Raw genomic sequence first — 10,996 nt, forward strand, 5'->3', positions numbered from 1 at the left:
CAGCAGCGCGGCCAGCATCAGCAGCCGCGCCTCCCCGGCCTGGCCACCGATCGCCTTGATATGGGTGATGCGCTGCTCGATCTCGGCGGCCATCTTGCCGAGATGCTCCTCCTGCCCGTCCTCACAGCCGACCTGATAGGCATAGCCATTGATGCGGATGGTGACCTGCGCCATGGGCTTATTCCTCCGTGGGGGTCTGAGGCGGGGTGAGGCCGCCGCGCAGCCGCAGGATCACCTGGTCCAGCGCGCTGGCCAGGGCCTCGCGGTCAAGCTCCTCCTCCTGCGGGGCAGGATCCTGGGGCGCAGGATCGCGGGGCACAGGCAGGGCGGCTTTACCGTTGCGGGTCACGGATGCGATCTTGCGCAGCGCGTCCTCGATACGGTTCAGGATTTCGTCTTCAGATTCCGACTCAGACATGCCAGCCATTCAACCCGAGCGCGCCGTGCGCGGTCAAGGAGAACCCCGCAGATGAATGATGAACTCTCACCCTTGCCCCCGGCGGTGATGGTGCACGGGCTCTCAGCCGCGCGGATGGCCCTGGCCCCCGGCCTGGCGGTGACCCTGCTTTCCGCCCCCGGCGCCGCCCTCATTATGGGGGCGGCCTGGTGGTGCGCCCTGCTCCGCGACTCGGGCCATGCTGGCCCTTCCCTGCTGGATTGCGCGGATGCGCCCGGCCGCGCCGCCGAGGCGCTGGCGCTGGGCTGCCAGGGGCTCATTCTCGCCCCCTGCCCCGCCTGGCCCGAGATCGCCACCCAGGCCCGGCGCAACGGCGCGATTCTCCTCGCCACCGCCCCCGCCTATCTGGAGCTGAGGTTAAAGCCCTGCGAAAAACGGCTGATCTCCTGGCTCGGCGGATGACAGCGCGTTGTTCTTGGGTTACATCGCCGCCAGTTTCCCCAAGGAGGACTGGTTCAGATGGCGATGACCGAAACCGTTAAAAAAATTCTCTCTCACTATGAGAGCGACAATCCCGGCACCAAGACAAACCTCGCCCGCATCCTGATGCAGGGCAAGCTGGGCGGCACCGGCAAGCTGGTCATCCTGCCGGTCGATCAGGGCTTCGAGCACGGCCCGGCCCGTTCCTTCGCGCCGAATCCGGCCGCCTATGACCCGTATTACCACTACCAGCTGGCCATCGATGCCGGGCTCTCCGCCTATGCCGCCCCGCTCGGCATGCTGGAAGTCGGCGCGTCCGAGTTCGCCGGGCAGATCCCGACCATCCTGAAGGTCAATTCCTCCAACTCGCTCGCCACCGACAAGAACCAGGGCCTCACCGGCTCGGTCTCCGACGCGCTGCGCCTGGGCTGCTCGGCCATCGGCTTCACCATCTATCCGGGCTCCGAATTCGCCTTCGACCTGATCGAGGAAATCCGCGAGATGGCCGAAGAGGCGAAATCCGCCGGCCTCGCCGTCGTCGTCTGGTCCTATCCGCGCGGCCCGATGCTCGACAAGGCCGGCGAGACCGCCCTGGATATCTGCGCCTATGCCGCCCACATGGCCGCCCTCATCGGCGCCCACATCATCAAGGTGAAGCCGCCGACGGATGTGATCTCGCTGGAAGCCGCGAAGAAATCCTATGCCGGGTTCGATGCCTCCACCATGGCCAAGCGCGTCAAGCACGTGGTCGATAGCTGCTTCGCCGGCAAGCGCATCGTCGTGTTCTCGGGCGGCGAGGCCAAGAGCCTGGACGCGCTGTACGAGGAAATCCGTGGCCTGCGCGATGGCGGCGCCAACGGCTCCATCATCGGCCGCAACACCTTCCAGCGCCCGCGCGAGGAAGCCCTGGCGCTGCTGCAGAAGATTATCGATATTTATTTGAATAAGGCCTAAGGCAAAGGGGCTTTGCCCCTTTGAACCCCAGCAGGGGCCTCGCGCCGGAGGCGCGCCTCATACAAAGCGGCGCCCCTTTGGGGCGACGCCCCTGCACCCCGCTGGGGCCGAGAGGCCCCAGACCCCACGACTTTGGGCAACCCATGCGGCCACGCCCGGGACCCAGGTCGCAAAAGTTTTTGGGTGCAGCCTTTTTCCAAAAAGGCTGCTCTTTCTTTATCAAGAGTTCTTCATGCCCGATTGCCGCCTCTACCTCATCACCCCGCCCATCCTGCCCGAGAATTTCGAGCGCCTCCTCGCCGAAGCCCTGGATGCCGGCGACGTCGCGGCCCTGCAATTGCGCCTGAAGGACGTGCCGGAAGCCGAGCTGCTGCGCGTCATCGACCGCCTGCGCCCCATCGCGCAAAGCCGGAACGTCGCCTTCCTGCTCAATGACAATCCGGCCCTGGCGGTAAAATCCGGCTGCGACGGCGCCCATGTCGGCCAGACCGACATGCCCGCCAAACAGGCCCGCAAAATCCTGGGCGACCTCACCCTGGGCGTCACCTGTCACAATTCCCGCCATCTGGCGATGGAAGCCGGCGAGGCCGGGGCCGACTACGTCGCCTTCGGCGCCTTCTTCCCCACCACCACCAAGGAACCGCCGGAAATGGCGGAAATCGAAACGCTGAAGCTCTGGGCGGAGACGATGGAAATCCCATGTGTGGCCATCGGCGGCATCACCGCCGAAAACTGCGCCCCCCTGGTGGAAGTCCGCGCTGAATTCGTCGCTGTCTCGGGTGCTGTGTGGAACCACAAGGACGGTGCGGCCGCCGGCGTCAAAGCCATGCTGCGCGCCATCGAGGCCGCGACGCCGCCGGAGGCGTAAAAAAGACGTGGAGTGTTTTTGAACTCCCTCGCACGCCCAAAAACTTTGACAACTATATGCTTGGCTAAGCAGTCTTTCCTTCGTAACCTTGAGCCAACTCTCAGTCGGACATCGACAGGCTTTTCCAGAAAAGACCAAACGAGCAACCATGACAGACTGGTCAACTATTTCTGCGCAAGAAAAAGCTGAGATCTTACGCAGCTTAACATCAGTTGGTCCGAAAAAGGCTGTCGGTTACTTACCTTTGTACACGATAAGAGACATCCTTCGCCTTCAACCCGAGCAGGTGGCTCGGGAAGCAGAAGATGATGGTCTGAGAGCGCTTATCATTGACACAGCCCGCATAAAAAGCGGTGCCCTCTATGTTTATCACCAGGACACTTTGTCTCGTCTACTTCTTAAATTCGAAGAAATCGTCGTCGCCGCGAATGCTCCTATCGACCCAGACAAATTCATTGAGCTCATTGCCCACCACCAGTTCGAGCCGAACCACCCTCTTTATCGGATCATTGCATCGGCGTTCAACGACAACTCGTTTCCGATAAGCACTTAGCCAAGCATATAGGCGCCCAACCTTTTATCCCTGGTTAGCGGCAATCATTCCCACGCAGCGTATAATTCTCCACCTTGCCGCCCTGCAGCGCGAAGGTCGCCTCACAGCTGTAAATCTGCACATCCGCAGGCAGGCCGCCATACGCCCCCCAGCCCGGTCCCCAGCCCCATCCGCCCCAGACCGGCCCCATCGGAATGCTCTGCGCGTCATACCGTAGCGTGTAGGCCAGATAGGTGATATCCCCCACCTTGATCTGCCGCTGCGGCACGCCGAACTGCGCCACCAGCGTCGCTTCCGGCGCGCCGATATAGCTCGCCAACCGCGTATCCAGGCTCGGCCCCGTCGCACAACCGGCCAGCCCCAAACCCAAAGCCAGAGCATAAATCGGACGCATCGAAAAACTCTCCTTCAGAGCCTCTTATATAAGTGCCGCGGGCAGCCATAAAACATCGGCAATGCGCCTGGCATTGGTCGCCAGCATCGCCAGCCGGTCGAACCCCAGCGCAATCCCGGCACAGGCCGGCAACTGCCCCACCGCCTGCAGAAATTCCTCATCCAGCGCCCAGTCCGGCCCATACAGGGCATGCCGCCGCGCCCGGTCCTCGATAAACCTTGCCCGCTGTTCCGCCGCATCCGTCAGCTCGACAAACGCATTCGCCAGCTCGATGCCGCAGACATACAGCTCAAACCGCTCCGCCACCCGTTCATCCTGCGGGCATCGACGCGCCAGCGCCGCCTGGGCGGCGGGCCAATGGGTGAGAAACGTCGCCCGCCCCCGCCCCAGATGCGGCTCGATCTTCTCCAGCAACAGCCGGAAAAACAGATCCTCCCACTCCTCACCCTCCCGCAGCGCCACCCCCGCCTGCGCCGCCAGCGCCCTTGCATCCCCCGCCGTGCCCAGAACATCCGCGCCGGCATAGCGCGCAAACGCCTCCGCCACGCTCAGATACTCGGGCTCATCCAGCACGGTGGTGATCCCCCGGCAGCTCACCGCCGGCGGCAGCGTCGCCTGCAACAGTGCAAACGTCTCCGCCATCAGCGCGCCCATATCCGCATGCAGCGCGTACCATTCCAGCATGGTGAATTCCGGCGCATGGGTGTCGGACCATGGCTCATCGCGCCACACCCGCGCCATCTGAAAAATCGGCCCCGAGCCGCCAGCCAACAGCTTCTTCATCGCGAATTCCGGCGAGGTGTTCAGCCATTCCGCCCCGGCCTGGCGGGCGCGAAGATGCACCTCCTCCCCTGGTGCCGCCACGGCATAAGGTGTTTCCACCTCACTATAGCCGCGCGCGGTGAAGAAGGCGCGCACGCCCGAAGCCAGAAGATTGCGCCGGCGCAGAAGCGCCATGCGGTCGGGCAGGGTCTGCCAGGGTTGAGAGCTCATGCCCGCCGGTTTACACGCTCCCGATGCCGGACGGAATTTCCTCCCCCAAACAACGCACGCTGCGCACCCCGCAAGAGCTGGTGCAGGCTGGGCTGCTGCCGCCCGAGGCCCTGGCGGACGCACAGGCCGTCGCCACCCGCTACGCCATCGCCGTGCCCCCCGCTTTGGCCGCGCGCATCGAAACCCCGCACGATCCGCTGGGCCTGCAATTCATCCCGGACGCGGCGGAGCTGATCACCGCCCCGCATGAGGATGCCGACCCGATCGCCGACGAAGCCCTCTCCCCTATCCCCGGCATCGTCCACCGCTACCCGGACCGGGCTTTGCTGAAGCCGCTGCTGGCCTGCCCGGTCTATTGCCGCTTCTGCTTCCGCCGCGAGCAGGTCGGCCCGGATGGCGGCCTGCTCTCCGCCGATGAACTGGACGCCGCCTATACCTACATCGCCGAGCACCCCGCCATCCGCGAAATCATCCTCACCGGCGGCGATCCGCTGATCCTCTCCCCGCGCCGCCTCGGCGACATTCTGCGCCGCCTGCAGGCGATCCCCCATGTCGAGCTGCTGCGCATCCATAGCCGGGTGCCGGTGGCCGACCCGTCTCTGCTCAGTGACGCGCTGCTGGCCGCCCTGGACATCGAAACCCCGCTCTACATCGCCGTGCACGCCAATCACGCCCGGGAATTCTACCCCGAGGCCAATACCGGCCTGCGGCGCCTCTCCCGGCTGGGCATCCCGCTACTGGGCCAGAGCGTGCTGCTGAAGGGCGTGAATGACAGTGAGGACGCGCTGGCGGCGCTGTTCCGCGCCATGCTCCGCGCCCGGGTGAAGCCTTACTACCTGCACCAGCTCGACCCCGCCCCCGGCACCGCGCGCTTTCATGTGGAACCGGCGCGTGGGCGGGAGATTTTGGCGGCGCTGCGGGGCCGGATCAGCGGGACGGCGTTTCCGACCTATATTCTCGATCGGCCTGGGGGGCTGGGGAAGATTCCGCTTTAGGCGTTGCGCCGCCCGTGCCACCGCCCGGGCGTTTGTGGGAACTTTTTGAAAAAAGTTCCCACACCCTCAAAAACTTTTGCCCTTTAAATCGGAAATTACCGATCTAAATATCGACAGATGACGATGCAGAGCCCGCCCGCACTGGATGAAATCCTGAAAGCCCTCGCCAACCCGGCGCGGCTCTCCATCCTGCGCGGGCTGCGCGACCCGGCAAAGCATTTTCCCGGCCAGGACCACCCGTATGAATGGGGCGTCTGCGCCCAGAAAATCGAATCCGCCTGCACCCTGTCGCAATCCACCGTCTCCGGCCATCTCGCCATCCTGCACCAGGCCGGCCTCATCACCGCGAAAAAATGCGGCCAATTCGTGTTCTACCAACGCGATGAAGCCGCCATCGCGGAATTTCTCACGCTGCTGAAGGCGCAGCTATGAGCGCGCTTTTCCTCTCAACCTGAAACAAGGACGAACCATGCCCAATTTGTTTGACCCGCTGAAGCTCGGCGAACTCACCCTGCGCAACCGCATCATCATGGCCCCCCTCACCCGCTGCCGCGCCTCCGAAGGCCGCGTGCCGAACGCGCTGATGGCCGAATATTACGCCCAGCGCGCCGATGCCGGGCTGATCATCACCGAAGCCACCTCCGTCACCCCGATGGGTGTCGGCTACCCGGACACACCCGGCCTGTGGAGCCAGGAGCAGGTGGAAGGCTGGAAGCTCATCACCAAGGCGGTGCATGACAAAGGCGGGCTGATCTTCGCCCAGCTCTGGCATGTCGGCCGCATCTCCGCCCCGCTCTATCTGAATGGCGAGCTGCCGGTGGCCCCCTCGGCCATCGCCGCCCAGGGCCATGTCAGCCTGGTGCGCCCGCTGCAGGATTACGTCACCCCGCGCGCGCTGGAGCTCAGCGAAATCCCCGGCATCATCGAATGCTACCGCAAGGCGGCGATGAACGCGCAGATGGCCGGGTTTGACGGTGTCGAGATCCACGGCGCCAACGGCTATCTGCTCGACCAGTTCCTGCAGGATTCCACCAATCAGCGCACCGACGAATATGGCGGCTCCATCCAGAACCGCGCCCGGCTGCTGCTGGAAGTGGTGGACGCCGCCGCCTCCGTGTTCGGCCCGGAGCTGGTGGGCGTGCATCTCGCCCCGCGCATGGACAGCCATTCGATGGGCGATTCCGACCGTCTCGGCACCTTCACCTATGTCGCCCGCGAGCTGCGCGAAAAGAACATCGCCTTCATCTGCGCGCGCGAGCACCAGGCGGAAGACTGGATCGGCCCGCAGCTGAAGAAAGCCTTCGGCGGCGTCTATATCGCCAATGAGGGCTTCACCAAGGAGAGCGCCGAGGCCGCGCTGGCCGATGGCGTTTGCGATGCCGTCGCCTGGGGCAAGGCCTTCATCGCCAACCCGGACCTGGTCACCCGCCTCAAGCAGAACGCGCCGCTGAACGAGCTGGATACCAGCACGATGTATGGCCAGGGCCCGAAAGGCTATACCGACTACCCGGCCCTCGAGACCGTCGCCTGACCCCACCAGCCCCGCTTCGGCGGGGCTGTTTTTTTGGCCCATCAATAAGCCTCAGCGGCGGCCGTCAGCCTGAGGCAGAGCCCGATCAGGCCGATACTGACCAGCATCGCCAGCGCGCCGATGCCAAAGAGCAGCTCATAGCTGCCGGTGAGATGGAACAGGTTGGAGAACAGCGCCGCCACACCGGCCTGCATCACCGCATAGGCCATCGTCGCCAACCCCCAATCGGCGGAGAGCCGGGCCGGCGGCACCATGCCGGCAATCGCCCCCGCCACCAGCATCACCGAACCAAGTGCGATGGCGCCCACCACCAGGGCGGAGACCGCCAGCGCCAGCTGCGCGTGCAGCAGCAGCGGCAGCGCCACGCCGCAGCCCATCAGCACATAGCCGGCCCCCAATGTCGGCAGAAAGCCGAACCGGTCGGCCACCCGCCCCAGGATCAGCGGCCCCAACATCGCCGCCACCCCCAGGCAGGCGGCCAGCTCCGCCCCCGCCGCCACGCCGCGCCCAAGCCCCAAAGCCGCGAAGCTGGAGAGGAACAGCATATGCGGCACGAAGCCCAAGGCCGAGAGCGCATAGGCGGCGATCATCAGCAGCACCACACGCGGCGGCAGCCCGTTCGCGGCATGGCGCGGCGGCGGGGTGATCCGCGCTGGCGGCATCATCAGCGCCACCGCCAAGGTCGCCGCGACACTGACAACGCCCAGCACGATCCAGGTGCAGACCAGCCCGCGCGCCAGCAGCAGCGGCAGCAGAATGGCGCTGAAGGCCGTGCCCGCCCCCATCCCGGCGAAGGTGATGCCCGAGACCTTGCCGCGAGCCCGGGCCGGCGCCCGGCCGACCACGGCGGCGGCCATCAGCACCATCAAAATCCCGCCGGTGATGCCAGAGAGCAGCCGCCAGGCCCCGAACCAGAGCCAGCCCCAGTTCAGCGCCGAGGCCAGGATGGACAAGGCGGTCAGCCCCATGAAGCCCAGCACCGCCGGCTTCGCCGCGAAGGGGCGCCGCCAGACCCGCATCACCGCCGCGCCGATGAAATAGCCGGCCAGATTCGCCGCCCCCAGCCAGAAGGCGGCGGCCGCGCTGTACCAATGCGCCTTCGCCAGCGCTGGGACGATCGGCGCGAAGCCGAACCGGGCCACGCCGATGCTGACGAACATGGCCAGAAGACCGCAGAAGGCGGCCCGGTTGATCGGGAAGGTTTCGGGCGTTTCCATGGTTAAAGTCAGATAGCCTGACCCGCCCTTTCGCGCAGCCCCGCCAGGGTCTTGGCGCCCATGCTTGGCCCCCCATGGTATTCCGGGGGCACCCTTGGTATAGACCGGCTCCGTTAATTTCGAAGGTTGTTCCGCCATGGCCCGCCGCCGCCAGCTCTATGAGGGCAAAGCAAAGATCCTGTTCGAGGGCCCCGAGCCCGGCACCCTCGTGCAATATTTCAAGGATGACGCCACCGCGTTCAATGCCCAGAAGAAGGGCACGATCACCGGCAAGGGCGTGCTGAACAACCGGATCAGCGAATTCCTGATGACGAAGCTGGCGGAGATCAACGTCCCCACCCACTTCATCCGCCGCCTGAACATGCGCGAGCAGCTGATCAAGGAAGTCGAGATCATCCCGATCGAGGTGGTGGTGCGCAACATCGCCGCCGGCTCCATCGCCCAGCGCCTGGGCATCCCGGAAGGTACGCGCCTGCCGCGCTCGATCGTCGAGTATTATTATAAGAACGATTCGCTGAACGACCCGATGGTGGCCGAGGAGCATATCACCGCCTTCGGCTGGGCGACCCCGCCGGACATGGACGACATCGTCCACCTCACTTTGCGCATCAATGATTTCCTCACCGGACTGTTCCTCGGCGTCGGCATCACCTTGGTGGATTTCAAACTGGAATTCGGCCGTCTCTACGAGAATGACGAGATGCGCGTGGTCCTGGCCGACGAGATCAGCCCGGATAATTGCCGCCTCTGGGATGCCAAGACCAACGAGAAGATGGACAAGGACCGCTTCCGCCGCGACCTCGGCAAGATCGAGGAAGCCTATCAGGAAGTCGCCCGCCGCCTGGGCATCCTCCCCGAAGCCGGCTCCCGGGACATGAAGGGCCCGGAGACGATGCAGTAACAAGCGCATCCGAACAATTAGCGCTTATTGATAAAAAGGTTTTGTGATAGATGAAGGCCATTGTCACCATCATGCTGAAAAACGGCGTGCTTGACCCGCAGGGCAAGGCCATTGGCCATGCGCTGAATAATCTGGGCTTTGACCAGGTGGGTGAGGTGCGCATGGGCAAGATCATCGAGCTGGAGCTGACCGAAACGGACGCCGCCAAGGCTAAGACCCAGGCCGAGGATATGGCCCGCAAGCTGCTGGCCAATACCGTGATCGAGAGCTTCAAGGTCGAAATCGCGGCCTGATTCGGGCAGGGCGCTTTACTTACGCGCCCTGGCTCTGCACTTAAAGGGGCATGTCTGCCCCTTTTTTTCATATCCGCGCGGTGCGGCTGATGCCGCGGCTGCGGGCTGGCCTGGCAGCGTTGCGGCGGTTGCTGCTGCGGCTCTACCGCAGGATGCGGCTGGATCTCTGGTTCCCGCAGATCCCGCTGGGGCTGGCGGTGGGGGCGGCGGGGATGATCGCGCTGCAGCCGGCGATCCGGCGCTACCTGTCCGAATATCTGCATCTGCAGCTCTCCGGCCTGTTCGATGCGCTGCATCCGCTGGATGCCAAGGTGCCGGCGCTGATCCTGCAGGGCGTGCCCAGCACCATCATCGGGGTGTTGCAGATTTTCGTGGCGGTCGGGTTGCTGCTGCGCTCGCGCCTGGCCTGGATCGCGGCGCTGCTGATGGCGCTGGCGCAGGGGGCGCTGGCCATCGGCTATAGCCATGAGGCCTGGTATTCGCCGCCGGTGCTGTATATCGGCACGGTTTTCATCATCCTCTCCGCCGCCGGGCGCAGTTTTCAGCGCTCCTCGCTGGCCGCCGGCACGCTGTTCGCCGTCGCCGCGACGCTGCTGCTGATCACCTATGGCGTGCTGGGTTCGCTGATCTTGGGCCAGGGCTTCGCGCCGCCGATCCTGGATATCCAGCAGGCCGCCTATTTCACCATCGTCACCATGTCCACCGTCGGCTATGGCGATATTCTGCCCAAGAGCGACGAGGCCAGGCTGTTTGTGATGTCGCTGATCGTGGTGGGCATCACCGTCTTCGTCACCTCGCTCAGCGCCGTGGTCGGGCCGCTGGTGCAGGGACGGCTGAGCCGCATCATCGACCCACATCAGAGGAAGCGCATGAAACGGGTGAATCATTACATCATCGCCGGCTCGGGCGCGCTGGCGCATAACACCGCGCGGGAATTGCTGGCGCGGGATAAAGCCGTGGTTGTCATCACCGATGAAGATGAGGATTTCGGCGCGGCCGAGATGGTGCATGGCGACGCTACCGAGCTGGACGTGCTGCGCCGCGCCGGGGCGGAGACGGCGCATGCGGTGCTCGCCCTGTCGCCGGACGATGCGGAGAATGCGTTCGTGATTCTGGCGCTGCGCGAGATGGGGTGCGAGGCGAAGAAGGTTGCGGCGGTGAGCAGCCGGAAGAATCTGGAGCGGGTGCGCCGGGTGCAGCCAGATATGATTTTGGCGCCGAACGTGTTTGGCGGCGAGGTGCTGGCGATGGCGCTGACGGAGGAGAAGATTGACGGCAACACGCTGGTGGAGCGTCTGCTGGATGTGGGCGCGCGGCCTGCCTAAAACAAACCTTTAGAAAAATTTATAAAAGTTTTTTGGGGCCGCCCCCTTTTTTCAAAAAAGGGGCGGAAACGTTCGGGGTGGTGGCAACGTCGTTG

General features: G+C 64.6%; 15 protein-coding genes. 10 read left to right on the plus strand and 5 right to left on the minus strand.

Annotated features, from left to right (window positions below; translation table 11 throughout):
• Positions 1-174: cell division protein ZapA (locus MXAZACID_RS06820; protein WP_008493466.1), on the minus strand; the 174-nt coding region annotated here is incomplete at its 3' end.
• Positions 175-178: 4 nt separating this feature from the next.
• On the minus strand, positions 179-418 hold the full coding sequence (locus MXAZACID_RS06825; protein ID WP_008493467.1) for a hypothetical protein: 240 nt from the start codon (positions 416-418) through the stop codon (positions 179-181).
• Positions 419-469: 51 nt separating this feature from the next.
• Here MXAZACID_RS06825 and MXAZACID_RS06830 point away from each other — a divergent pair, with 51 nt between their 5' ends.
• The 4 genes from MXAZACID_RS06830 to MXAZACID_RS06845 all read left to right on the plus strand — a co-directional run bounded on the left by MXAZACID_RS06830 (position 470) and on the right by MXAZACID_RS06845 (position 3,252).
• Positions 470-859 carry a hypothetical protein gene (locus MXAZACID_RS06830; RefSeq protein WP_008493468.1) on the plus strand — a complete coding sequence of 130 codons (390 nt, stop codon included), beginning with the start codon at positions 470-472 and terminating at the stop codon, positions 857-859.
• Between the two features lie 57 nt (positions 860-916).
• Positions 917-1,831: a class I fructose-bisphosphate aldolase gene (locus MXAZACID_RS06835; RefSeq protein WP_008493470.1), complete on the plus strand. Its 915-nt coding sequence runs from the start codon at positions 917-919 to the stop codon at positions 1,829-1,831.
• A 232-nt stretch (positions 1,832-2,063) separates the two neighbouring features.
• A complete protein-coding gene (thiE, locus tag MXAZACID_RS06840) occupies positions 2,064-2,699 on the plus strand; it encodes a thiamine phosphate synthase (protein WP_008493471.1) in 636 nt (211 codons plus the stop codon).
• An 88-nt stretch (positions 2,700-2,787) separates the two neighbouring features.
• The gene (locus tag MXAZACID_RS06845; RefSeq protein ID WP_205619746.1) at positions 2,788-3,252 is read left to right on the plus strand and encodes a hypothetical protein; all 465 of its coding nucleotides are present in this window, start codon (positions 2,788-2,790) and stop codon (positions 3,250-3,252) included.
• A 34-nt stretch (positions 3,253-3,286) separates the two neighbouring features.
• Here MXAZACID_RS06845 and MXAZACID_RS06850 read toward each other — a convergent pair whose 3' ends face one another.
• Positions 3,287-3,646 carry a hypothetical protein gene (locus tag MXAZACID_RS06850; RefSeq protein WP_008493473.1) on the minus strand — a complete coding sequence of 120 codons (360 nt, stop codon included), beginning with the start codon at positions 3,644-3,646 and terminating at the stop codon, positions 3,287-3,289.
• Between the two features lie 24 nt (positions 3,647-3,670).
• Positions 3,671-4,639: an EF-P lysine aminoacylase EpmA gene (epmA, locus tag MXAZACID_RS06855; RefSeq protein ID WP_008493474.1), complete on the minus strand. Its 969-nt coding sequence runs from the start codon at positions 4,637-4,639 to the stop codon at positions 3,671-3,673.
• A gap of 23 nt (positions 4,640-4,662) precedes the next feature.
• Here epmA and MXAZACID_RS06860 point away from each other — a divergent pair, with 23 nt between their 5' ends.
• From MXAZACID_RS06860 to MXAZACID_RS06870, 3 genes are all read left to right on the plus strand, one after another.
• Complete coding sequence (locus tag MXAZACID_RS06860; protein WP_008493475.1) at positions 4,663-5,634, plus strand: lysine-2,3-aminomutase-like protein; 972 nt, start codon at positions 4,663-4,665, stop codon at positions 5,632-5,634.
• 117 nt (positions 5,635-5,751) lie between these two features.
• Positions 5,752-6,066 (plus strand): helix-turn-helix transcriptional regulator, encoded by a 315-nt coding sequence (locus MXAZACID_RS06865; RefSeq protein ID WP_008493476.1) that lies wholly within the window; start codon positions 5,752-5,754, stop codon positions 6,064-6,066.
• Positions 6,067-6,103: 37 nt separating this feature from the next.
• A complete protein-coding gene (locus tag MXAZACID_RS06870) occupies positions 6,104-7,165 on the plus strand; it encodes an alkene reductase (protein ID WP_008493477.1) in 1,062 nt (353 codons plus the stop codon).
• A 41-nt stretch (positions 7,166-7,206) separates the two neighbouring features.
• Here MXAZACID_RS06870 and MXAZACID_RS06875 read toward each other — a convergent pair whose 3' ends face one another.
• Positions 7,207-8,382, minus strand: a complete 1,176-nt coding sequence (locus MXAZACID_RS06875; protein ID WP_008493478.1) for a YbfB/YjiJ family MFS transporter — start codon at positions 8,380-8,382, stop codon at positions 7,207-7,209.
• 136 nt (positions 8,383-8,518) lie between these two features.
• Here MXAZACID_RS06875 and purC point away from each other — a divergent pair, with 136 nt between their 5' ends.
• Genes purC through kch form a run of 3 tightly spaced genes read left to right on the plus strand, consistent with a single transcriptional unit; the run spans position 8,519 to position 10,901 of the window.
• Complete coding sequence (purC, locus tag MXAZACID_RS06880; protein ID WP_008493479.1) at positions 8,519-9,283, plus strand: phosphoribosylaminoimidazolesuccinocarboxamide synthase; 765 nt, start codon at positions 8,519-8,521, stop codon at positions 9,281-9,283.
• A gap of 50 nt (positions 9,284-9,333) precedes the next feature.
• Entirely contained in the window at positions 9,334-9,576 is a 243-nt protein-coding gene (gene purS / locus MXAZACID_RS06885) for a phosphoribosylformylglycinamidine synthase subunit PurS (RefSeq protein WP_008493480.1), read from the plus strand.
• 50 nt (positions 9,577-9,626) lie between these two features.
• Complete coding sequence (gene kch / locus MXAZACID_RS06890) at positions 9,627-10,901, plus strand: voltage-gated potassium channel protein (RefSeq protein ID WP_008493481.1); 1,275 nt, start codon at positions 9,627-9,629, stop codon at positions 10,899-10,901.
• Positions 10,902-10,996 lie beyond the last annotated feature (95 nt).

It is taken from the genome of Acidocella sp. MX-AZ02 (genome assembly GCF_000306035.1).
Classification (GTDB): domain Bacteria; phylum Pseudomonadota; class Alphaproteobacteria; order Acetobacterales; family Acetobacteraceae; genus Acidocella; species Acidocella facilis.